Consider the following 23289-nt stretch of genomic DNA (forward strand, 5'->3'; position numbering starts at 1 on the left):
CTAAATCGGTACCAAATCGGTACCAAACTCCCGTTGCGAGTGATTCTAACATATTCTAAACTATGCATAAGGATTCGCTATTGACCTGCGGAAATGTTGCGAATGGTGACAAAGGGTTCATAGGGAGTTTTTGCAGAAATAAACTCTTTTAATCCCAAGGCCCAGGGTTCGAACCCCTGAGGGCGCACCATCGCATCGTGGCAGGTCAGAGGCGCTCGGCCCCTGGCCTGCTTCTGTGACAGGCGCCGCGGCGCCCAGGGCGAGAAGAACCTCCCGCCGCCGAGCCCCGCAACCGCGAGGTTCTTCTCGCCCGCGCCGCGCGTCGCGGGCCTGAATTGCGGCCGACCCTCGTTCACGACGGGCGTTCCTGCCGTGTATCATGCCGTGTAGTGGTGTTTCTTGGTATCCTCCCCCCGCGGGGAGGGCGCAACGCCTACTATGGACGGGGCGTGTTGGAATGGTGCGGCGCCGCCGTGCCGTGCAGGAAGGGGACGGGCCATGAAGTTCTTCATCGACACCGCTGACCTCGACGAGATTCGCGAGGCCGCGAGCTGGGGCGTGCTTTCCGGCGTGACCACCAACCCGTCCCTCTACGCCAAGACCGGGGGCAAGCTCGCCGACTTCGAGCCGCACATGGTGAAGATCTGCCAGATCTGCGAGGGCCTGCCCGTCTCGGCCGAGTCCACCGCGGCCACGACCGAGGCCATGGTCGAGGAGGGCCGCCGCCTTGCGGCGCTCGCCCCCAACATCGTGGTCAAGCTGCCGATCTGCGAGGCATCCCTGCCCGCGACGCACCAGCTTGCCGCCGAGGGCATCCGCGTGAACATGACGCTGGTCTTCTCGGCCCCGCAGGCGCTTCTCGCCGCCCGCGCCGGCGCGCGCTACATCAGCCCGTTCGTCGGCCGCTTCGACGACATCGGGGACGAGGGGCTCGACCACCTCGCCGAGGTCGTTGCCGCCGTCAAGAACTACACCTACGGCTACTGGGACGACGAGGGCGGCGTCGAGATCATCACCGCCTCCGTCCGCACGCCGCACCACGTCACCCAGGCCGCGCTCATGGGGGCCGACATTGCCACCGTGCCCTTTGGCGCGCTCAAGAAGTGCCTGCACCACCCGCTCACCGACCAGGGCCTCGCCGGCTTCGAGGCCGACTGGAAGAAAGTCACGCAGGCCTAGCACCCGCCCGTCCCCCGCACATCGCACGAAGGAGAACACATGACCGATGACGAGCTCAGGAAGGTTGCCAACGAGGTCCGCAAGGGCATCGTCATTGGCACCCACGCCGCCAAGTCGGGACACCCCGGCGGCTCGCTCTCTGCCGCCGACATCCTCACCTACCTCTACTTCGAGGAGATGAACGTCGATCCGGCCGACCCCCGCAAGGCGGACCGCGACCGGCTCGTCCTCTCCAAGGGCCACGCCGCGCCTGGCCTCTACGCCGTGCTCGCCGAGCGCGGGTACTTCCCCAAGGAGGACCTCAAGACGCTGCGCCACATTGGCTCCCACCTGCAGGGCCACCCCAACATGAACGACACGCCCGGCGTGGACATGTCCACCGGCAGCCTTGGCCAGGGCGTCTCGGCAGCGGCGGGCATGGCGCTCGCCTCCAAGGTGTGGGGCGACGGCTACCGCGTCTACGCGGTCCTCGGCGACGGCGAGATCGAGGAGGGGCAGGTCTGGGAGGCCGCCATGTTCGCGGGCAACCACGGCCTGGACAACCTCGTGCTCGTGGTGGACCACAACGGCCTGCAGATCGACGGCACCATCGAGGAGGTCAACTCCGCGATGCCCATCGCCGACAAGTTCCGCGCCTTCAAGTTCCACGTGATCGAGCTCGCGGACGGCAACGACATGGCGCAGGTGCGCGCCGCCTTTGCCGCGGCCCGCGAGGTCACGGGGCAGCCCGTGTGCATCGTCGCCGAGACGGTCAAGGGCAAGGGCGTCTCCTTCATGGAGAACGAGGTCGACTGGCACGGCAAGGGACCGAACGACGAGCAGTACGAGCAGGCCCTCGCCGAGCTCGAGGCCGCTGGGAAGGAGCTCTAGGATGGCTGACGTCAAGAAGGTGGCCACGCGCGTGAGCTACGGCGAGACGCTTGTCGAGCTGGGGGCCGAGCACGACGACTTCGTCGTCCTCGACGCCGACCTCGCCGCCTCCACCCAGACCGGCAAGTTCAAGGCCGCCTACCCCGACCGGTTCTTCGACGTGGGCATTGCCGAGCAGAACCTCATGAGCCTCGCGGCGGGCATTGCCACCACGGGCCGCACGGCCTTCGTGAGCAGCTTTGCCATGTTCGCCGCCGGCCGCGCCTGGGAGCAGGTGCGCAACTCCATCGCCTACCCCCACCTCAACGTGAAGGTCTGCGCCTCCCACGCGGGCCTCTCCGTGGGCGAGGACGGCGCCACCCACCAGTGCTGCGAGGACATCGCGCTCATGCGCGCCATCCCGGGCATGACGGTCGTCGTTCCGGCCGACGACGTGGAGGCCCGCGCCGCCACGCGCGCCGCCTACGAGCACGAGGGTCCCATGTACCTGCGCCTCGCCCGCCTGGCCACGCCCGTCATCAACGACCCCGAGACCTACGAGTTCAAGCTCGGCAAGGGCATCGTCCTGCGCGAGGGCACCGACGTCACGATCGTGGCCTGCGGCCTCATGGTCGGCGAGGCGCTCGCCGCCGCCGACGAGCTCGCCGCGCGCGGCGTCTCCGCCGAGGTGATCAACATCCACACGATCAAGCCAATCGACGCCGAGCTCCTGCTCGCGAGCGCCGCCAAGACCGGGCGCGTGGTCACCGCCGAGGAGCACTCCGTCATCGGCGGCCTGGGCGACGCGGTCCTCTCCGCGCTCGCGGAGCATCCCGTGCCGCTGCGCAAGCTCGGCGTGAACGACGCCTTTGGCGAGTCCGGCCCCGCGCTCGACCTGCTGCACCTCCACCACCTCGACGCCGCGGGCATCATCTCCGCCGTCGAGGGCCTGCTCGCCTAAAAGGGGACAGACCCCTTTTAGGCATACCCGCGTCCGTCTGATAGGGAGAAGAACATGAAGCTCGCCATTGGTAACGACCACTCCGCCCTCGCCATCAAGGCCGAGGTCGTGGGGCACCTGAAGCAGCGCGGCGACATCGAGCTCGTTGACGTGGGGACCAACTCCGAGGAGAGCTTCGACTACGCCATCAGCGGCTACCGCGTGGCGCGCCTCGTTGCGGACGGCGAGGTCGACGGCGGCATCCTCATCTGCGGCACCGGCGTGGGCATAAGCCTCGCCGCCAACAAGGTGCACGGCATTCGCGCGTGCGTCTGCTCCGAGCCGTACTCGGCCGAGCTCTCCCGTCGTCACAACAACAGCAACATCATCTGCTTTGGCGCCCGCGTCGTGGGACCCGAGGTCGCCAAGCAGATCGTGGACGCCTGGCTCGGCGCGGAGTTCGAGGGCGGCCGCCACGCCCGCCGCGTCGCGCAGATTATGGAGATCGAGGAGACCCAGCACCTCGCTGCCGCTGAGGAGTAAGGGACCTGACAAAGGCGACCTGACAAAGGTGACAGGGGCAAGTGTCATGATTTTTCATGACACTTGCCCCTGTCACCTTTGTCAGGTCGCCTTTGTCAGGTCAGAGCTGCGCCACGGCCTCGGCGGCCTCGGCGATGGCGTCTATGACGAGCTGACGGTCCTTCTCGCCCACGCCGCGCGCGTAGCGCATGTAGGCGGCGTGGCTCCCGTGCACCTGGTAGGCAAGCAGCACGTTGAAGCGCAGGTCCTCCGCGCGCTCCGGGCTCGTCTCGAGCACGCGCCTGCGCAGCGCGCGCTCGACGCTCTCCACAAGGGCGTGCTCCTGCCCGCGCGAGAAGAGCGCGTCAACCTCGTCCCCGCGCGCCACGAACGCGGAGAAGAGCTCGCGGACGAAGGCCCGCGCGTCCCGGAGAAAGCCGTCCGGCGCGGAGAGGCCGTCGACCACCTGGCCCACCAGCTCGTCCTGAAGCTCGGACGAAAGCTCGACGATGCTGTGATAGTGCAGGTAGAACGTGGCCTTGCTGACCTCCGCCCGCTCACAGAGCTCACGGACGGAGATGCGCTCGAGCGGCCGCTCCCGCCGCAGGGCGAGAAACGCCTCGCGCAGCGCCCGCAGGGTCTTTCTCGTCCTGAGGTCCATTTCTCGTCTCCTCGTCAGAAGTGTCCAGTACTGGACGAATGTCCAAAAGTGTAGATGGCCCTTTCGCAGGCCTCTGGTTACATTGATTCTAGTCAAATACTAGACGGTGGTATAGAAGCAGGCCACTGAGACCGAGGGAGGGTCATGAGCGCGTGGGAGGACGTTGACCTGGGGGCGTTCTACGCGGGGCGCGACTTTGAGGCGTGGCGCTGGATGGGCGCGCGGCTCCGGGGCGACGGCGCCGACTTCCGGGTGTTCGCGCCAGCGGCCGCGGGCGTGAGCGTCCTTCTCGCCGGTGGCGCGCCCGGCGAGCCGCCCCGCGAGGTCCCCCTGGCACGCGGCCTCAACGGCGCGTTCTTCGAGGGGCGCGTGCCCGGCGTGCGCGAGGGCGACGCCTACGAGTACCGCATCTACCTGCCCGGCGGATGCTTCCAGGACCACTGCGACCCCTACGGGCGCGGCATGGAGCTGCGTCCCTCGCGCCGCTCCGTGGTGCGCGACCTTGGGCGTTACGAGTTTGCGGACGCGGCGTGGATGGCGTCCCGCACGGCCTGCTGGGACCGCCCGCTCAGCATCTACGAGCTCCATGCGGGCTCGTGGCGAAAGCCGAGGCCCGCACCGGACGCCTGGTACTCCTACGACGAGCTCGCCGAGCCGCTCATCGAGCACGTCCGCTCGCTCGGCTGCACGCACGTGGAGTTTCTCCCGCTCGCGGAGCACCCCTTCGACGGCTCTTGGGGCTACCAGGGCTGCGCGCCCCTTGCGGCAACGAGCCGCTACGGCGCGCCCGAGCAGCTCATGGGCCTGGTGGACCGGCTGCACCAGGCGGGCATCGGGGCGATCCTGGACGTTGTGCCCGTGCACTTTGCCACGGACGCGTGGGGGCTCGCCAACTTTGACGGCACGCCGCTCTACGAGTACCCCAACGACGCCGTGGGCGTCTCCGAGTGGGGCAGCCACAACTTCATGCACTCGCGCGGCGAGGTGAGAAGCCTGCTCGCCTCCGCCGCCGACCTCTGGCTGGGCGCGTACCACTTCGACGGCCTCCGGCTGGACGCCGTGAGCCGCATCGTCTACTGGCAGGGGGACGAGCGTCGCGGCGTCAACGGCATGGGCGCCGACTTCCTGCGCGAGCTCTGCGACGGCCTGCACGCGCGCCATCCAGGCTGCATGCTCATCGCCGAGGACTCGAGCGGCTTTCCCGGCGTCACGCGGCCCACGGCCGAGGGCGGCCTGGGCTTTGACTACAAGTGGGACCTTGGCTGGATGCACGACACGCTCTCGTACTTCCAGATGCCGCCTTTGGAGCGTCGCGGCGCCGAAGGGCGACTCACGTTCTCCATGATGTACTTCCCCAACGAGCGCTACCTGCTGCCGCTGAGCCACGACGAGGTGGTGCACGGCAAGGCCACCGTCGCGCAGAAGATGAACGGCGACTACTGGGGCAAGTTCCCGCAGGCCCGCGCGCTCTACCTCTACATGGCGGCGCACCCGGGCAAGATGCTCGACTTCATGGGCAACGAGCTCGCGCAGCTCCGCGAGTGGGACGAGGCGCGCGAGCAGGACTGGTGCCTGCTGGAGTACCCCGTGCACGACGCCTTCCTGCGCTTCCGCCGCGAGCTAGGCGAGGCGTACCGCGCGCATCCCGCGCTCTGGGAGCGCGACTACCGTGCCGACGGCTTTTCGTGGCTGGACTGCGAGCAGCTGGCGCCGTGCTGCACCGCCATCCTGCGCCGGGGCGCGGGCGAGCAGGTGGCGGCGCTCTTCAACCTGGATGGTGAGGCGCACGAGTACGCGGTCCCGCTGCCGGACGGGCTCTCCGCCGCGGCGCCGGAGGTGCTCCTGGATACGGACTGGCAGCGCTATGGTGGCTCCACGCCCGACGGCGCCTCGGAATGCCGTGTCGAGAAGAACCGTCTGGTTGCAACCCTGCCGCCGCTCTCCGGGATGCTCGTGAGCCTGTAGTCCCCAAACGGCGGACAGCCAAATGTTTCAAAAGTGAGTCTCTTCTCGTCCGCCGCGCGCGGCTGTCCTACACTCAGCCACGTCAGACAGCCGCGGGCCAATAGCCCGCGCCCGCTCAACTACTGAGGAGGCCAACGTTGATGAACGTTCACAGCGCGCACGCGTGTGCCGCCCTCCTCGCAGCCCGACGCCAGAACCGACGAATCACGCCCTAGATGTCGCGTGTCGCTTCCGCATGCAGGTTCTTATCACCAGACCATGCCCAGCGCCCCGCGACGTCGGGGCTTTGTTATGAAACGGCAGCTTGTCATCCCATCGAAAGGAAAGCATCATGGCAGAGAAGGAAAAGGTCGTCCTTGCGTACTCCGGCGGTCTGGACACGTCCGTCATCGTGAAGTGGCTGCAGATCGAGAAGAACCTCGACGTCATCGCCATCTGCGGCAACGTGGGCCAGGACGAGAAGGACCTCTCCTGGATCAAGCAGAAGGCTCTCGACATGGGCGCCATCGCCTCCGAGGCCATTGACATGCGCGCCGAGTACGCCGAGAAGATCCTCTCCAAGGCCATCTGGGCCAACGGCAAGTACGAGGGCGTCTACCCGCTGCTCTCCGCGCTCTCCCGCCCGCTGATCTCCAAGCACCTCGTGGACATCGCGCACCAGTACGGCGCCAAGTACATCGCCCACGGCTGCACCGGCAAGGGCAACGACCAGGTGCGCTTTGAGACCTGCATCCGCGCGCTCGACCCCGAGCTTGAGATCATCGCCCCCGTGCGCGAGTGGGACCTCACCACGCGCGACTCCGAGATGGAGTGGGCCGAGGCCAACGGCGTGCCCGTGCCCACCACCAAGAAGAAGCCCTACTCCATCGACGACAACCTCTGGGGCCGCGCGATCGAGTGCGGCGTGCTCGAGGACACCTGGAACAAGCCGCCCGCGGACATCTGGACGATGACCAACAACCTCGAGGACTGCCCCGCGGAGCCCGAGGAGGTCGTGATCAGCTTTGAGGAGGGCATCCCGACCGCCATCAACGGCGAGAAGATGGACCTGCTCAGCCTCATCATCAAGGCCAACGAGATCGCCGGCCGCAACGGCTACGGCCGCATCGACATGATCGAGGACCGCGTCGTGGGCATCAAGAGCCGCGAGTGCTACGAGTGCCCGGCCGCGCTCCTGCTCATCCAGGCGCACCAGACGCTCGAGCAGCTCTGCCTCGACGCCGAGACCCTCAAGCAGAAGGCCAAGATGGACGTCGAGTGGGCCTCGACCGTGTACCGCGGCCTGTGGTTCTCGCAGAACCGCAACGCCATCGACGCGTACAACGCCTACACGCAGAAGTACGTGACCGGCGACGTGCGCATCATCCTGTGCAAGGGCGGCCTCTTTGTTGACGGCGTGCGCTCCGCCTACAGCCTCTACGACTACAACCTGGCCACCTACGACGAGGGCGACTCCTTCGACCACTCCGCCGCCGAGGGCTTCATCGTCCTGCACGGCCTGCAGTCCAAGACCTGGTCCAAGGTCCAGGGCCCCGGCTCCGGCCTCCAGCCCGTCCACTAACCTGACAAAGGTGTCAGGGTCGTTTGTCGTGACGGCCGGCCGGGGCTCCTCGGCCGGCCTCTTTGTGCGGCGAGCCAAAACCAAAGACAACGTTAATCGCCCCTCAAGGTACGGTTAATCTTGGCCTGAGACCATGTGTTCAGGATGAGATGGGCCGATGACATGAGGGGCGGTCGCCATGGAGAGGATAGAACTGGTCGAGCTCGTGCGCGAGAAGGCCGGCGTTGGCTACACGGACGCCAAGGAGGCGCTCGACGCCAGCGGTGACGACCTGCTCGACGCGCTGGTGTGGCTGGAGGCGCAGGGTCGCTCGCAGACGCGCTCGGCGTACGTGACGACGGGCGTGCCGGCGGGTGGTGCGGGAGGCATCTCCGGGGAGATGTACACCGCGCAGAGCGACTACGCCCGCTCATCGCAGTCCGGGCTGCGCGCGCTCGGCCGCTGGCTCGGCGGCGTGCGTGACGCGATCGCCCGCGCGGTTCGGCGCGGCATGGACACCAAGGTGGTCTCGCGTCGTGGCGGGGAGCGGCCCCTCACCCTGCCGCTCCTGGGCACCGTGCTGGGGATGATGGACTGGCTGATGCTTGCGCTGCTGAGCCGCTACTGGGTGCTGGGGCTCCTGGGGGTTGTTATTGTGGCCACCCCCGTCGCCGCGTTCTTCTACCTTGTTTTTGCCTGCCGGATAGAGCGACCGGCGGGCGAGAAGGACGAGCGTCAGGCCGCCGTGCCGCACGGGGTCGCGCCGGTGCGCCCCGTGCCGCCCGCGCCGGCGGGGGCTGTCCCGCCTCGCCCCATCGTGACCTCGCCCGCCGCCGAGCCTCCCGTGGCGGCGGGCGGGTCCGAGCCCGAGGGGGATGCCGCGGAGCAGGACGCGCCCGACGACCCCGCGCCCGATTCCCCCGCCGACCCCGATCGTGGTCCTGACCCTCAGCCCGACGGCGCGGACGACGCGCGCGAGGAGGAGCCCAATCATGACTAGGATTCTGCTCGTGGAAGACGAGGAGAAACTCTCCCGCTTCATCGAGCTCGAGCTCGCGCACGAGGGCTATGAGGTCGAGCGGGTCGTCGACGGGCGCACCGCAGAGGAGCGGGCGCTCTCCGGCGAGTTTGACCTGGTTCTTCTTGACATCCTGCTGCCCAAGCTCAACGGCATGGAGGTCCTGCGTCGCGTGCGCCGCGAGAGCGACGTGCCCGTCATCATGCTCACCGCCCGCGACGCCGTGATGGACAAGGTCGCCGGGCTCGATGCCGGCGCGGACGACTACATCACCAAGCCCTTTGCCATAGAGGAGCTGCTCGCGCGCGTGCGCGTGGCCCTCAAGAGGCGCGCGGCCGCCCCCGCCACGCATCCGACGTCCCGTGCGGCCCTCGAGGCGGCCGGCGTCACGCTCGACCCGGAGCGCTACGAGGTGCATGTTGGCGGCGAGCGGGTCGAGCTCACCAACCGGGAGTTCGAGACCCTGCGCGCGCTCATGGAGAACCAGGGCCGCGTGCTCTCGCGGGAGCGGTTGGCGCATGACGCCCTGGGCTACGACTACGTGGGCGAGACAAACGTGGTGGACGTCCACATAGCCCACCTGCGCGCCAAGATCGACGACCGCTTTGGCGTCAAGCTCATCACCACCGTTCGAGGGGTTGGCTATGTTGTCAGAGACTCCTGAGCCGCCCGACTCCCAGCCCACTGCGGGAGAGCGGCGGTCCTCGTCGATAGCCTGGCGGATCGCGATGGGCTTCTGGTGGCGCCGGCTGGTGCGGTGGATCGTCGTCGACGTCCTGGCGCTCGCCGCCGTGGTGCTTGCGCTCTGGGTTGGCTACATGCGTGCCCTTCCGCCGGAGGAGCTCAGCTACGGGGTCATCCCCTCCGAGGACGTGACGCTCAGCTACCTCATCGACCCCAGGCGAAGCGGCCTTCCCGCCTTATTGGTTCGCGCGGGGCTGGAGCGGGGCGCGGGGGAGGACTGGTGGTACTTCCCGCTCGGTCAGGACCTCTGTGCCCTCTGGCCCGCCGGCGCTGCGCTGCTCGCGGTCGAGGCGCTGAGCCTTCTGGGCGTCTTCTCCGACGTGCGCCGCATCCGCCGTCGCCTGCAGCCGCTCAACGCGCTCGCCCTGCGCGCCGAGGCGCTCGGCTCGAGGGGAATCATGGACGCAAGCAAGATCGAGAGCCTCGAGCAGGCCATCGAGCGGGCGTCCGTAGACTCGCCGCAGGTGTCGACCGGCGTCGACGACCTTGCGAGTATCGAGGTGGCGCTCAACGGCCTTCTTCGCCAGATGCAGGAGGCCAAGCTCCAGCAGATTCGCTTTGTCTCCGATGCAAGCCACGAGCTGCGCACGCCCATCGCGGTGATTCAGGGGTACGTGAACATGCTCGACCGCTGGGGCAAGGACGATCGCGCCGTTCTCGAGGAGTCGATCGCCGCCCTCAAGGCCGAGGGCGCGCACATGCAGGAGCTGGTGGAGCAGCTGCTCTTCCTTGCGCGCGGGGACTCGGGGCGCACCGCGCTGGAGATCGCCCCGGTGAACGTGGCGGCGCTCGTGGCGGAGGTCGCGGGAGAGTCGGCGATGATTGACGCCGAACACGTCTACCGGCTTGCGCTTGATGGCGGCGAGCGGGAGGACGAGCGCTACGTGCTGGCCGCGGACGCCGCGCTGCTCAAGCAGTCCGTGCGGGTCATCGTGCAGAACGCCGCGCGCTACTCGCGCGCCGGGACAGCCATTACGCTCGGGGTCGCCACAGATGAGGAGAGTGTCTCCTACACGGTGCGCGACCAGGGGATCGGCCTCTCGCCCGAGGACGCGGCGCACGTCTTCGAGCGCTTCTGGCGCGCCGACGCGGCGCGCGACGCCTCAAAGGAGGGGACGGGCCTTGGGCTGCCCATTGCCCGATGGATTGTGGAGCGCCACGGCGGCACGATCGACCTCGTCTCGCACGAGGGCGTGGGAACCCGCTTCACCGTGCGGATACCGCGGACGTGATTGCCTCCGGGCTCGTGTCTGAGCGGCGCCTTGGGAGGGCGTTCCGGGAGCGTCCAAAATTAATCCGCCCTGTGGCAGCTTCGGCTAAACGTCAACTGGCCTTTTGTCAGCGGCCGACGCCACAGGGCGGATTAATTTTGGGGCTCTCGCCGAGACCGGTCGTGTTCGAGCTAGCAGGGACCGAGCGGCTCCCCGCCCTCCCACGGCAGCAGGGACCAGATGAGCTTCTGGCGCGCCCTCGTTTCCTCCGGAGCCCACACCTCCTCGGGGACCACGTCCTCTGCGCGCGGGCCGCCGAGGCGCCGCGATGCCATGAGCGCCTCGAGGACGACGACGTCAAGGCCCCCATGGTCAAACAGGTCCTCAGAGACGACCGACATGACAAGCCGGCCCTGGGCGGCCAGCTCCCGGTCCCTCCTCCTGTCATCAACGTACTTCCGGCGGAGGGAGGCCAGCGCGCGACCAAGCTCATCCTTGTTCTCGGCTGCCGCGGCGATTGCCTCGAGGTCAAGGTGCTCGCGCCCGTCGTAGTTGAAGCCCACGGGGCAGTCCTCGAGGACAATGTCGGGCACGCGGGCGCTCGCGCACCCCCTTTTGACGAGCTCCCACGGATTGTCCTGCCGCTCGTTGAGGCGGATCTTGCGAATTCCGTATCCGTGCTCGGCGACGGGCTTCTTGAGGACCAGCGCCATCGTCGCCTCCATTGCGGACCAGGCGTTGTCCTCGATGCCAAGAAGCGCGCGCCGCGCCGCGTTTGCCCCGGTCAACCTATGCGTCTCCCCTATGAAGGAACGAATGCTCGCAACGTCTGTGACGGGGCTGAGCCCGTGGGTGACCTTGCCGGACCGAGGGTTGAGGGGATCGCGACAGAAGCTCCCGCACAGCTCGTATCCTAGCAGGCAGAGCGCGGCGGGCTTCATGATTGTGGCAAGCTCGACAAAGAGAAGCTCTGGGCACGGAATCGTGAGGCTCTCCCCAAGCTGGAGAAAAGACCCCTCGGGAAGCCCCGAAAGATAGAGGGTGTTCCTAAAGAAGGAGGCGAGCAGCCGTGCGCGCTTCGAGGGGACCGCCACATAGACGGGCCGCGAGCTGCTTGGCGGGTCAGAGAGGCCGAGGAGCTGGTGGGGGATGATCCGCGCGGTCCACCTGCGCTGCGGGTGGGGGTCAGGCTCGGGGAGTCCGCAGACCCGGGCGGCCGCGTATTCCCCCGTGACCCTCACGTGACGGAGAAGTGCGAGCGCAGACAGCTTGTTGACGCAGAGATGCACTGGTATCCCAACCGGTTTAAATGCTTTTATATAGTAAACATAATGTATTAGATTGCTAGAATAATCCTAGCATACCCTATGAAATCAAAGAAACAAACACCGGGGACTTTTTGTAAGCGGTCCGCCCTTTGGTAAGCTAAACGCGTCAAATCGCGAGGAGGGAGCCACGATGGCGCTGTGGGGCGGCAGGTTTGAGAGGGGCGTGGACGCGTTCACGCAGGAGTTCGGCGCGAGCCTCGAGGTCGATAAGAACATGGCCTCGCAGGACATTGCCGGCAGCCGCGCGCATGCCCGCATGCTCGCTGAGCAGGGCATCATCTCCGCCGAGGACCAGGCGGCGATAGACGCCGGCCTCGCCGACATCGCGCGCCAGATCGAGGGCGGCACCTTCGCCTGGGACGTCAACGACGAGGACGTCCACATGGCCGTCGAGGGTGCCCTCACCCGCGCAATCGGCGCGCCCGGCGGCCGCCTGCACACGGGCCGCTCCCGCAATGACCAGGTGGCAACGGACATTCGCCTGCTCGCCAAGGAGCTCTGCGACCAGCTGCTCGCCGGCAACGTGGCCCTGCGCCGCGCGCTCGTGGACACCGCCGACAAGAACCTCGACGTCGTGATGCCCGGCTACACGCATCTGCAGCACGCTCAGCCCGTGCTGCTCTCCCACCACCTGCTCGCGTACTTCTGGATGTTCACGCGCGACTTCACGCGCCTCACCGCGGCGCGCACCGCCGCCGACGCCAACCCGCTCGGCGCGGCCGCGCTCGCCGGTACCACCTACCCGCTCGACCGCGCGCGCACCACGGAGCTCCTCGGCTTCTCGGCTACGATCCCCAACTCGCTCGACGCCGTCTCCGACCGCGACTACCTGCTCGACCTCGAGTACGCCTGCGCCGTGAGCATGATGCACCTCTCGCGCCTGTGCGAGGAGATCGTGCTCTGGAGCTCCACCGAGTTTGGCTTCATCACGCTCTCGGACGCCTACTCCACCGGCTCCTCCATCATGCCGCAGAAGAAGAACCCGGACTTCGCTGAGCTCACGCGCGGCAAGTGCGGCCGCGTCTACGGCGACCTCATGGCGCTGCTCACCACAATGAAGTCGCTCCCGCTGGCCTACAACAAGGACCTCCAGGAGTGCAAGGAGGGCCCGCTCGACGCCGCACGCACGCTCTCCGACTGCATGGAGATCGCCGCGGGCATGATCGAGACCATGACCGTCAACGCCGACGCCATGCTCGCGCAGGCGGGCACGGGCTTCTCCGCCGCCACGGACGTGGCCGACTACCTGGCCAAGAAGGGCATGCCCTTCCGCGAGGCGCACCGCGTGGTGGGCGAGCTCGTGCTCTATTGCGAGAAGCACGGCAAGGGGCTCGAGGACCTCACGGCGGAGGAGTTTGCCGCCGCAAGCCCGCTCTTCGAGGCGGACATCGCTCAGGACCTCGATCCGGCCGGCATCGCCAACGCGCGCGTGACCTACGGTGGCACCGGGCACGACGCCGTGGTTGTGCAGCTCGAGGAGGCGCGCGCCACACTCAAAAAGGACGAGGCTTTCCGAGCCTAATCACAAAACCATTTACCGACCCGACCCCCTCGCCCGCCGACGAGGGGGTTTGTATCTGCGGCAAATGTGCAAGTACGGGCATCTTCTCAGTAGGTATCCCTCTATTCCTACGCGAGAAGGGCGGGAACTATGAGACGGGATCGCAGATGGGCCCTCTGGCCCCTCGCGGTGCTGCTCGGCACCGCGCTCTCCCTCGTGCCCGCGTTCGGGGCGCACGCGTATGCGGTGGAGGGTGATGTCACCGGCGGCTCGACGGGCCTCGTCGAGCCGGGGGAGCCCGCGGGCGATCCGCTCGACGAAAAGACGGGCATTGCCGCCGCGCTTGCGGCGGGTGGCGAGGTTACGCTGACCGCTGACGCCACGCTGCCCGACCGCATTGACGTGACGACGGACACGACGCTCGACCTCAACGGCTTCACGCTGACGGGCGTCCTGCGCGCCAAGGGCGCGACGCTGACCGTCGTGGACGGCAGCGAGGCCCAAACGGGTGCCATCCTCGACCCGTCCGGGGGCTTCCCGCTGGTCAAGGGGGACGGCGCAGCCATCGTCATCACAGGCGGGACGTTCCACGTGGAGCCTCCGGAAGGCTTTGTGCCGGCAGGCTATGAGGTGGTCGAGAAGGACGGGGCGTGGGTCGTGGGGCAGGCGGCGGAGCCCGTCCACACCCACGAGCTCATTGCCCACAAAGAGGTTCCCGCCACCTGTACGGAGTCCGGGACGGCGGCGTACTGGGAGTGCTCCGACTGCGGCGCGCTCTTTGCAGACGTTGCCGCGACGACGGAGGTCACGCGTGACGACCTGCTGATTGCCCCGGCGGGGCATACGCTCGTGGCCGTTGCCGAGGTTCCGTCCACGTGCTCTGCCCCCGGCACGGCCGCGCACTGGCGCTGCGAGACCTGCGGCATGCTCTTCGGCGATGACGCCGGGGATCGCGCCGTGACGGCAGACGAGCTGGCGCTTCCGCTGGCGGACCACGACCTCGAGTACGTGCCCGAGGTCCCGTCCACGTGCGTGCAGGCCGGCACGGCCGCGCACTGGCACTGCGCCGTCTGCGGCGAGCGCTTTACGGATGAGGAGGCCACTGCGCCCACCACGCTCGACGATCTGGCGCTCCCGCTCGGCGGCCACGCCCTCACGGCCGTCGCCGAGGTCCCCGCCACCTGCACGACGCCCGGGACGGCGGCCCACTGGGCCTGCACGCTCTGCGGCAAGCTCTTCTCTGACGAGGCCGGCGCGACCGAGGTGACGGCCGACCAGCTCAAGACCGACCTCGCGCCCCACACGCTCGCCAAGGTCGACGCCACGCCCGCCACCTGCACCGATCCGGGCACGAGGGAGCACTGGCGCTGCGAGGTCTGCGGCAAGCTCTTCGTCGACGAGGCCGGCACGGACGAGGTGACGGCCGACCAGCTCAAGACCGACCTCGCGCCCCACGTCCTCACGGCCGTCGCCGAGGTCCCCGCCACCTGCACCAAGACCGGCACCGCGGCGCACTGGAGCTGCACAACCTGCGGCGCCCTCTTCAAGGACGAGAAGGGCATGCAGCCCACGACTGCAGAGGACCTTGTCAAACCGCTTGCGGCCCACAAGCTGACGGCGCACGCCCCCGTGGCGGTCACCTGCACCGAGCCCGGAAGCCTTGCCCGCTGGACCTGCGAGGTCTGCGGCGCCACCTTCCTGGACGACCAGACGCTCGAGCCCGCCGGTGACGTTGTCGTTCCGGCAAAGGGGCACGATGCCATCTACCACGAGCGCATCGCCCCCACGACCAAGGAAGCGGGCCGCGCGGCGTACTGGGAGTGCGCCACCTGCGGAAAGATCTTCTCCGACGAGGCCATGACCAAGGAGACCACCAGAGACGCGCTCGCCATCCCCAAGCTCAGGGTCTTCACCGTCACCTTCGACGACTGCCTCAAGGGAACCGATGGCGTCACGTACGAGGTGACCGAGGGGCGCGCCGCGCCGCGGCCCAAGGACCCGTCCCTCAAGGGCTGGAAGTTCGAGGGCTGGTACGTCTACGACGGCGGCTGGGCCCGCGAGGCGTATGACTTCGACGCGGCCGTGACCGGAGACCTCACGCTCTACGCAAGGTGGAGCGAGCTTCCGGATGCCGAGAAGGACGCCGAGGCGCCCACGCTCCCCGAGACCGGGGACCCGCTCAACATCACCGCCCCCGCGGTCGTTGCCGTCATAGGCGTGGCGGCGCTTGCGGGAACCGTCGTCCTCAGGAGGCGCGCCCGCCGCTAGGCGCCCTGGGACATGACCAAACGCCGTCATGACGACGGCGCCTTCGGGGCCTCGCCGCGCGCGGGGCCCCGCTCGTTTGTGGGGCGTCCGTCGGGCCGTGCGTATCCCTGCGCACCCTGCGGTAAAATCAATCCGTCAAACGCGCGTCAAAGCCGAGGAGGCCCCATGATCGATCGCTACACCCGTCCGGAGATGGGCCACATCTTCTCCCTGGAGAACAAGTACCGCATCTGGCAGGAGATCGAGGTGCTGGCCTGCGAGGCACACGCCGAGATGGGCAAGATCGGCATCACGAAGGAGGAGGCCGCCTGGATCCGCGAGCATGCGGACTTCAACAAGGACGAGGTCGACGCCATCGAGGCCGTGACCAACCACGACGTCATCGCCTTCCTCACCAACATGGGCGAGTACATCGACCGCGACGTGCCCGAGGGCGAGCCCAAGCCGTCGCGCTGGGTCCACTTTGGCATGACCTCCTCCGACCTGGGCGACACGGCCCTCTGCTACCAGCTCGTCCAGGCCACCGACATCCTCATCGAGGACTGCCGCCGCCTCGGCGAGATTTGCAAGCGCCGCGCCTTCGAGGAGCGCGACACCCTCTGCGTGGGCCGCACCCACGGCATCCACGCCGAGCCCATGACCTTTGGCATGAAGTTCGGCAGCTGGGCCTGGGAGCTCAAGCGCGACTACGACCGCCTCAAGGACGCCCGCGCCAACGTGGCCTTTGGCGCCATCTCCGGCGCGGTGGGCACCTACTCCTCCATCGACCCGTTCGTCGAGGAGTATGTCTGCGAGCACCTGGGCCTCGTCCACGACCCGCTGTCCACGCAGGTCATCTCCCGCGACCACCACGCCTACCTCGCCGGCGTCCTGGCCACCACCGCCGCCACTTGCGAGCGCATCGCCACGGAGATCCGCAACCTCCAGAAGACCGACACCCTCGAGGCCGAGGAGCCGTTCCGCAAGGGCCAGAAGGGCAGCTCGGCCATGCCGCACAAGCGCAACCCCATCACCGTGGAGAAGGTCTGCGGCCTCTCCCGCGTGGTGAAGGCCAACGCGCAGGTGGCCTTTGACAACGTGGCCCTCTGGCACGAGCGCGACATCTCGCACTCCTCTGCCGAGCGCGTGGCGCAGGCCGACAGCTTCATCGCCCTCGACCACATGTTCCAGTGCCTGACTCGCATCGTGGACGGTCTCATCCTCTACCCGGCGCAGATGCTCGCCAACCTCAACAAGACGCGCGGCCTGATTTTCTCGTCCAAGGTGCTGCTCGCCCTCGTGGAAACCGGCATCACGCGCGAGGAGGCCTACGCCATCGTGCAGGAGAACGCCATGGCCACGTGGCGCGAGGTCCAGCAGTGCGCCGGCGGCACCACGTTCCGCGAGAAGCTCGAGGCCGACCCGCGCTGCACCGTGCCGGCCGCGGAGCTCGACGCCATCTTCGACCCGCGCGCCTTCCTCACCCGCGCCGGCGTCGTCTTTGACCGCCTGGAGCAGCTGAACTTTGACTAACCGCGCGCCGTGCAAAAGGGACAGTCGCTTTTGCACGGCGGCACAGACATCAGAGCGCGTGCAAAAGCGACTGTCCCTTTTGCACGGGAGGAGCGGACATGCACTTTGACTACACGCCGCGCGGGGTCTGCTCGCGCGCCATCCACATCGACCTCACCGACGACGGCAAGACCATCGAGCAGGTCTCCTTTGAGGGCGGCTGCAACGGCAACCTCAAGGCCGTGAGCAAGCTCGTCAAGGGCCACGCCGTGGACGAGATCGTGGGCATCCTCGCGGGCAACACCTGCGGCCCGCGGCCGACCTCGTGCGCGGACCAGCTGGCCCGCGCCCTCACCGAGGCCTCGGCGCAGGCGCGCTAGGCGAGAAGGACGGTCGACCCGGTGAGGCTTCCCAAGCTCAAGATGACCAGGCGCTCGCTCTTCAAGGCGACGGCCGTCGGCGGCGTCACCGCGGCAGCGGTGGGCGTGCTGGCCGGCTGCACGCACGCGTCGGACGAGGGTGAGGCGGCCGACCCCACCGTGGTCGACGAGTCCGAGGCGGACGACATCCTCTCTGAGTTCGAGGGCGTTGACACCACGCTCGCCGTCGAAGGCTCGTGGACTCTGCCCCTGGGCAACGTGCTCCACCCGGCGGAGGGCACGTGGATACCCGTCACCACGGCCGGCTCGTCGGCCACGCCGATGGTCAAGGGGTCGGCGTTCTCGCTCGCGTCCGGCACGCTCTCCGAGGTGGTGCCGGAGCCGGTGAGCGGCTCTGCAACGGCGGTCATCTACGACGCGCGCTGCTCGGACAGCGTGTACGCGTGGACCGAGCTCGACCTGGTGACGCGCGCGTGGACGCTCCACGCCTCCTCGTTTGCCGACGGCGCGCTGAGCGGGGATACCAAGACGCTCTGGGAGGGCACGGCGGACTACGACCCCGCCCCCTTCGCCGTCTCCGGCTCGAGCGTAATCTGGCAGGTCCAGCCCTCGACGCTCGGCACCAAGACGCAGGAGCACTCCTTTTGCTACATCTGGCACGCCGGGGACTCCGACGCCCAGGCGGTGGTGGAGTCGCCGGGCCGCTTTGCCACGTGGCCGACGGTCTCGGGAGGCGTGGTCACCCTCGCGCCGCGCGTCCGCGCCTCGGAGGGGACCTACTACGGCGTCACCGCCTACGCGCTCTCGGACGACCTCAAGACGCGCGTCGACCAGCTCGTCATGCCGCAGAGCGTGCGCCCCTTCCGCGCGGTGCGCGTGGGCGATCGGTTTCTCGTCTCGGTTGAGGCGAGCTACAGCTCGGGCGGCCTCCTCGGGCAGATGGGCACCTACATCGGCACCTCGTCGGCTGGCTTCTACCGCCTCAACCGCGAGCCCTCGGAGTGCGGCTGCGGCAACGGCGACCTGTTCATCGTCAAGAGCAACGCCTCGTATCTCGTGCTCGACCTCGCGCAGCGACAGTACTCGGCGCTGCCCTCGGCGGACCGCATCGTCGACTACGGTGAGTACCCCGCCCGCGTGGGCGAGTGCGACCTCTTCGTGACGTTCTCGACGGTCAAGGACGCGGACACCGGCTACCCCGCTTCCGTCGCGGTGCGTACCTTCCGCCTGTAACTTGGAATCTCCAGCGGCCCGGTAGGGTACACTAGGGTCATCCACGGACCGGGTTTCCGGAGACGACCAGTCGCTAGCGAGGAGGCCAGCATGGCTTCAGATGAGAAGAAGATTCTGCTCGTTGAGGACGAGAAGGCGATCAGGGACGCCGTCGCTGCGTACCTCGAGCGCGAGAGCTACATCGTGCGCGGCGTCGGCGACGGCCAGAGCGCCGTCGAGGAGTTCGAGAAGCACACCTTCGACCTCGTCATCCTCGACCTCATGCTCCCCAAGCTCTCGGGCGAGCGCGTGTGCCGCGCCATCCGGGAGACCTCCAACGTGCCTATCATCATGCTGACCGCCAAGGGCGAGGTCGAGGACCGCATCATCGGCCTCGAGCTCGGCGCGGATGACTACCTCATCAAGCCCTTCTCGCCGCGAGAGCTCGTCGCCCGCGTGCGCGCCCTGCTGCGCCGCGCCCACACCGAGGCCGAGCCGCAGCTCGAGGTGCTCGACTTCGGCGACCTCGTGATTGACATCTCGGGTCACAAGGTCCTCGTGGAGGGCAAGGAGGTCGACCTCACGGCCTCCGAGTTCAAGCTGCTCACCACGCTCGCGCGCTACCCGGGCCGCGTCTACACGCGCATGGAGCTCGTGGAGAAGGTCCTCGGCTACGACTTCGAGGGCTACGAGCGCACCATCGACTCGCACGTCAAGAACCTGCGCGCCAAGCTGGGCGACGACCCGCGCAACCCGCGCTGGCTCTACACCGTCCACGGCGTGGGCTACCGCTTCGAGGCTCCCGAGAAGGCAGCCGACGCCAGCGGCCGATAGGCGCAGGATGTCCGCGCGCTTTGTCACCGGAAGGGACGCACAGCTGGACGAGGGCGGCTCCGAGCGGCCCTCGTCCTCTCGTAGCTCGTGGAACACTATCAAGCCCTCGCCCAAGCGCGGCAGGCCCTACTCCACGAGCCTCACGCTCGGCTTTGCGCTGACGGCCATCATGACGGCCGCGGTGCTCGTGGTCGTGCTCGCCGTGGTGTGGGAGGGCCAGTTCATGGCCTACACCCGCCAGAACATGCAGAGCATCGCCGACTCCACCGCGGAGGGGATCTCCGAGGCCTATCAGGAGACCGGCAAGCTCGACGAGACGGCCGTCTCGGTGGCCGCCGGCGCGTCCTCCATATCGTCCGACATCGTGGTGCAGGTGGTGGACGCCAAGGGCAACGTGCTCTATGACGACACGTGGGCCCGCGCGACCACCCTCTCGCCGGACGCGCCCGAGGGCGCAAAGCCCGTCCCCGCCACGGTGCCCACCGCCCAGGAGGCGCTCGTCACCTCGCAGATCATCGCGGGCGACGGAAGCGTCATCGGCGAGGTGCGCCTCTGGGCCTTTGGCTCCGAGGCCCTGCTCACCAAGAGCGACGCGTCGTTCAGGGCCAACTCCTACGGGGCCATCGCCACGGCCGCCGCCATCGCCGCCCTTCTCGCCTGCGTGATCGGGTACTTTGTCTCGCGCGGGATGGCCCAGCCCATCCAGCGGATCACGTCCACGGCCAACCAGATCAGAAACGGCGACCTCACGGCGCGCACCGGCGTCACCGGCACCGACGAGATCGGCCAGCTCGGGGAGACCTTCGACGACATGGCCACGACCATCGAGCGTGACATCAAGCTCGAGCACCGCCTCACCGGCGACGTGGCCCATGAGCTCAGGACCCCGCTCATGGCCATGCAGGCCACGGTGGAGGCCATGCAGGACGGCGTCCTCCCCGCGGACGACGAGCATCTGGAGGTCGTGGCCTCCGAGGTCCGCCGGCTCTCGCGCCTCATCGACGCCATGCTCAAGCTCTCGCGCCTGGAGAACGGCACCACCGAGGTCAAGGTCGAGAAGACCGACATGGTGTACCTCGTCAAGAGCCTCGTCTCCGCCCAGCACCAGCTCTTCCACGAGCGCGGCCTCCACCTGCGCTTTGTTGACGAGACCGCCCACGGCGAGCTCTATGCGGAGGTCGACCCCGACCTCATCCGCGAGGCCATCGTGAACCTCATGAGCAACGCCATGCGCTACACCAACGCGGACGGCTGGGTGAAGGTCTCGCTGCGCCAGGAGCGCTCCGACGTGCTGATTGCCGTCCAGGACACCGGCATCGGCATCGCCAAGGAGGACATCCCGCAGACCTTCTCGCGCTTCTGGCGCTCGGACGTGAGCCGCGAGCGCGTGTCCGGCGGCCTTGGCGTGGGCCTGGCCATCACCAAGGAGATCGTGGACAAGCACAACGGCACGATCCTCGTGGAGTCCGAGCTCGGCAAGGGGACCACGTTCACGCTGCGCATTCCCCAGCGCCGCGAGCGCAAGGAGAAGGACCGGTAGCGCCCCTGCGCCCCCTCGCGCCGCGGCGTGGGTGACGTATACTGGTTGGTTGAGTAAAACGCCAACGAAAGGTGGCCGGAATGGCTGAGATGGAACTTCGTCCGGACTCGCACGGCAAGGTCCGCGACATCTACGACTGCGGCGACAGCCTCCTCATGGTGGCGTCGGACCGCATCAGCGCGTACGACTTCATCCTGCCGGACGAGATTCCCCACAAGGGAGAGATCCTCACCCGCATCTCCGCGTTCTGGTTCGAGCGCTTTGCCGACCTCATCCCCAACCACATGATCTCCTGCGACGTGGCGGACCTGCCCGAGGAGTACGCGCCCTACGCCGACTACCTGGCCGGCCGCTCCATGCTCGTCAAGAAGGCCCAGACCGTGCCCATCGAGTGCATCGTCCGCGGCTATCTCACCGGCTCCGGAAAGAAGACCTACGACGAGGACGGCACCGTCTGCGGCATCAAGCTGCCCGCGGGGCTCACCGAGGCCTCCAAGCTCCCCGAGCCGATCTTCACCCCGTCCACCAAGGCCGAGCTGGGCGACCACGACGAGAACATCTCCTTCGAGCGCTGCTGCGAGATCGTGGGAACCGAGGTGGCCGAGCAGCTGCGCGACGCGTCGCTCGCCATCTACAAGGCCGCGGCCGATTACGCCGCCGAGCAGGGCATCATCATCGCCGACACCAAGTTTGAGTTTGGCTTCATCGACGGCCAGCTCACGCTCATCGACGAGTGCCTCACGCCGGACTCCAGCCGCTTCTGGCCGGCCGACTCCTACGAGGAGGGCAAGGTCCAGCCGAGCTACGACAAGCAGTACGTCCGCGACTGGCTGCGCGCCAACTGGGACATGACCGGCGAGCCGCCGCGCATCCCGGCCGAGGTCATCGAGGGCACCTCCAAGCGCTACCAGGAGGCCTTCCAGATCATCACCGGCACCGAGTTCGTGCCCGCCCGCTAAGCCGAAGACCAGCACCAAAGGAGCTCCATGTCACTCAAGGACACCATCGAGGGCGCCCGTCGCGAGGCCGAGGGCAACGCCGTCGGCCGTCCCAAGAAGGAGGCCGAGGCCATGGCCTCGGGGAGCGAGGAGCGCAAGGGCTTCTCGCGCAGCTCGGCCGCCAAGGCGCGCCCCGTGCGCGAGGCCGGCGCCTCCGTTCGCGTTGAGAGCAAGCCCAAGGGGTCCGGCGCCGGCCGTGCCGAGACCAAGGAGGAGAAGAAGGAGCGCAAGCGCCGCGAGCGCGAGGAGGAGGACATCCGCAACCGCGCCTATGACCTCGTCCTGCGCGAGCTGCCCGGCTACAAGAAGACCGAGAAGGTCTTCTGGGTGTTTCTCGGCGTGGGCATGGCGCTTGCCGTCATCTCGCTTCTGTGCGCCTACGCCTTTGGCCAGAACGCCGACCTCAGCACCTGGCAGGGCATCCTGAGCGTGGCCTCGCTCGTCCTTGCGTATGCGGCCATCATCGGCAGCTTCATCTACGACATGGTGAAGCGCCGTCCGTTCCGCAAGGCCGCCGAGGCCCGCGTCCGCGGCCTCTCCGACAAGAAGCTCCTCGAGCTCTTCCAGCGCGCGAGCGCGGAGGCCTCCGCCAAGAAGGTCGAGAAGCGGGTCGAGAAGAACGAGAAGGGCGCCAAGAAGTAGCTTTTGTCGCCGTGCGCGCACGGTGATAGAATGGTTCATTGCAACGCCTTCGTAGCTCAGGGGATAGAGCACCGCTCTCCTAAAGCGGGTGTCGGCCGTTCGAATCGGCCCGGGGGCACCAGACATGACGCAGGTCGGGGTTCTTGTGGCCCCGACCTGCTTTCGTATGCCGTGTTCCCCGGGGCCTGCTTACGAATCGGGAGTCGTTGCAGCACATCCTCGCGGAGGCGTTAGCAATTCGGGCTCGTTGCAGATGGCGAGAAGAACATGGCGCCCTGAGGGCGTGCGCTGCGCTCAAAATCCGAGCCTGCGCGTTCTTCTCGGCTGTAACGGATGGCTGTTGTTACGCGCTGGATCGCGTCGCGAAATGTGGTGTAAGGGAGACCTGAATTAGGAACGGCCTCCGTCCTAGAATCTCTTTCGACCAAGAGAAGGATTCGAGGGAACGGAGACCGCAATGGACACT

21 protein-coding genes and 1 tRNA gene are annotated in these 23289 nt (G+C 67.7%); 19 read left to right on the forward strand and 3 right to left on the reverse strand.

All coding sequences use genetic code 11. From position 1 onward, the window contains the following. Window positions 1–77: 77 nt before the first annotated feature. Window positions 78–356 carry a hypothetical protein gene (locus H6A23_RS06950; protein WP_204831471.1) on the reverse strand — a complete coding sequence of 93 codons (279 nt, stop codon included), beginning with the start codon at window positions 354–356 and terminating at the stop codon, window positions 78–80. 142 nt (window positions 357–498) lie between these two features. Between H6A23_RS06950 and H6A23_RS06955 the strand changes: the two genes are divergently transcribed. The 4 genes from H6A23_RS06955 to rpiB are packed head-to-tail and all read left to right on the forward strand — an operon-like array spanning window position 499 to window position 3511. Continuing rightward, the gene (locus H6A23_RS06955) at window positions 499–1179 is read left to right on the forward strand and encodes a transaldolase family protein (protein WP_204831472.1); all 681 of its coding nucleotides are present in this window, start codon (window positions 499–501) and stop codon (window positions 1177–1179) included. A 39-nt stretch (window positions 1180–1218) separates the two neighbouring features. Then, on the forward strand, window positions 1219–2049 hold the full coding sequence (locus H6A23_RS06960; RefSeq protein WP_204831473.1) for a transketolase: 831 nt from the start codon (window positions 1219–1221) through the stop codon (window positions 2047–2049). Between the two features lies 1 nt (window position 2050). Further along, window positions 2051–2989 (forward strand): transketolase family protein, encoded by a 939-nt coding sequence (locus H6A23_RS06965; RefSeq protein WP_204831474.1) that lies wholly within the window; start codon window positions 2051–2053, stop codon window positions 2987–2989. 54 nt (window positions 2990–3043) lie between these two features. Beyond that, on the forward strand, window positions 3044–3511 hold the full coding sequence (gene rpiB, locus H6A23_RS06970) for a ribose 5-phosphate isomerase B (RefSeq protein ID WP_204831475.1): 468 nt from the start codon (window positions 3044–3046) through the stop codon (window positions 3509–3511). Window positions 3512–3611: 100 nt separating this feature from the next. On the opposite strand, the gene H6A23_RS06975 is transcribed toward rpiB, so the two are convergent. After that, complete coding sequence (locus H6A23_RS06975) at window positions 3612–4151, reverse strand: TetR/AcrR family transcriptional regulator (RefSeq protein WP_204831476.1); 540 nt, start codon at window positions 4149–4151, stop codon at window positions 3612–3614. A 144-nt stretch (window positions 4152–4295) separates the two neighbouring features. On the opposite strand from H6A23_RS06975, the gene glgB reads away from it, so the two are divergent. From glgB to H6A23_RS07000, 5 genes are all read left to right on the forward strand, one after another. Next, window positions 4296–6116: a 1,4-alpha-glucan branching enzyme gene (gene glgB, locus H6A23_RS06980; RefSeq protein WP_204831477.1), complete on the forward strand. Its 1821-nt coding sequence runs from the start codon at window positions 4296–4298 to the stop codon at window positions 6114–6116. A 331-nt stretch (window positions 6117–6447) separates the two neighbouring features. Continuing rightward, complete coding sequence (locus tag H6A23_RS06985; protein ID WP_167930731.1) at window positions 6448–7677, forward strand: argininosuccinate synthase; 1230 nt, start codon at window positions 6448–6450, stop codon at window positions 7675–7677. A gap of 178 nt (window positions 7678–7855) precedes the next feature. Continuing rightward, on the forward strand, window positions 7856–8656 hold the full coding sequence (locus tag H6A23_RS06990) for a hypothetical protein (RefSeq protein ID WP_204831478.1): 801 nt from the start codon (window positions 7856–7858) through the stop codon (window positions 8654–8656). Continuing rightward, the gene (locus H6A23_RS06995) at window positions 8649–9338 is read left to right on the forward strand and encodes a response regulator transcription factor (protein WP_204831479.1); all 690 of its coding nucleotides are present in this window, start codon (window positions 8649–8651) and stop codon (window positions 9336–9338) included. The genes H6A23_RS06990 and H6A23_RS06995 overlap by 8 nt, the downstream gene beginning before the upstream one ends. Then, window positions 9319–10650: a sensor histidine kinase gene (locus H6A23_RS07000; RefSeq protein WP_204831480.1), complete on the forward strand. Its 1332-nt coding sequence runs from the start codon at window positions 9319–9321 to the stop codon at window positions 10648–10650. The genes H6A23_RS06995 and H6A23_RS07000 overlap by 20 nt, the downstream gene beginning before the upstream one ends. Window positions 10651–10820: 170 nt before the next feature. Here H6A23_RS07000 and H6A23_RS07005 read toward each other — a convergent pair whose 3' ends face one another. Then, window positions 10821–11918: a hypothetical protein gene (locus H6A23_RS07005; protein ID WP_204831481.1), complete on the reverse strand. Its 1098-nt coding sequence runs from the start codon at window positions 11916–11918 to the stop codon at window positions 10821–10823. A 169-nt stretch (window positions 11919–12087) separates the two neighbouring features. Between H6A23_RS07005 and argH the strand changes: the two genes are divergently transcribed. From argH to H6A23_RS07055, 10 genes are all read left to right on the forward strand, one after another. Continuing rightward, window positions 12088–13479 carry an argininosuccinate lyase gene (argH, locus tag H6A23_RS07010; protein WP_204831482.1) on the forward strand — a complete coding sequence of 464 codons (1392 nt, stop codon included), beginning with the start codon at window positions 12088–12090 and terminating at the stop codon, window positions 13477–13479. Between the two features lie 129 nt (window positions 13480–13608). Then, window positions 13609–15726 (forward strand): InlB B-repeat-containing protein, encoded by a 2118-nt coding sequence (locus H6A23_RS07015; protein WP_204831483.1) that lies wholly within the window; start codon window positions 13609–13611, stop codon window positions 15724–15726. 165 nt (window positions 15727–15891) lie between these two features. After that, window positions 15892–17238 carry an adenylosuccinate lyase gene (gene purB / locus H6A23_RS07020; RefSeq protein WP_204831484.1) on the forward strand — a complete coding sequence of 449 codons (1347 nt, stop codon included), beginning with the start codon at window positions 15892–15894 and terminating at the stop codon, window positions 17236–17238. A gap of 98 nt (window positions 17239–17336) precedes the next feature. Further along, complete coding sequence (locus H6A23_RS07025; RefSeq protein WP_204831485.1) at window positions 17337–17597, forward strand: TIGR03905 family TSCPD domain-containing protein; 261 nt, start codon at window positions 17337–17339, stop codon at window positions 17595–17597. Between the two features lie 21 nt (window positions 17598–17618). Continuing rightward, window positions 17619–18830: a Tat pathway signal protein gene (locus tag H6A23_RS07030; RefSeq protein WP_353653031.1), complete on the forward strand. Its 1212-nt coding sequence runs from the start codon at window positions 17619–17621 to the stop codon at window positions 18828–18830. A 90-nt stretch (window positions 18831–18920) separates the two neighbouring features. Further along, window positions 18921–19643, forward strand: coding sequence for a response regulator transcription factor (locus tag H6A23_RS07035; RefSeq protein ID WP_204831486.1), 723 nt, complete (start codon window positions 18921–18923; stop codon window positions 19641–19643). 7 nt (window positions 19644–19650) lie between these two features. Further along, entirely contained in the window at window positions 19651–21183 is a 1533-nt protein-coding gene (locus tag H6A23_RS07040) for a HAMP domain-containing sensor histidine kinase (RefSeq protein WP_204831487.1), read from the forward strand. A gap of 80 nt (window positions 21184–21263) precedes the next feature. After that, the gene (locus tag H6A23_RS07045; protein ID WP_204831488.1) at window positions 21264–22142 is read left to right on the forward strand and encodes a phosphoribosylaminoimidazolesuccinocarboxamide synthase; all 879 of its coding nucleotides are present in this window, start codon (window positions 21264–21266) and stop codon (window positions 22140–22142) included. A 27-nt stretch (window positions 22143–22169) separates the two neighbouring features. Then, window positions 22170–22823 carry an APC family permease gene (locus tag H6A23_RS07050; RefSeq protein WP_204831489.1) on the forward strand — a complete coding sequence of 218 codons (654 nt, stop codon included), beginning with the start codon at window positions 22170–22172 and terminating at the stop codon, window positions 22821–22823. A gap of 45 nt (window positions 22824–22868) precedes the next feature. Then, window positions 22869–22944 (forward strand) — tRNA-Arg (locus tag H6A23_RS07055). Window positions 22945–23289: the final 345 nt, after the last annotated feature.

The organism is Olsenella uli (assembly GCF_016900775.1).
GTDB classification, from domain to species: Bacteria; Actinomycetota; Coriobacteriia; order Coriobacteriales; family Atopobiaceae; genus Thermophilibacter; species Thermophilibacter uli_A.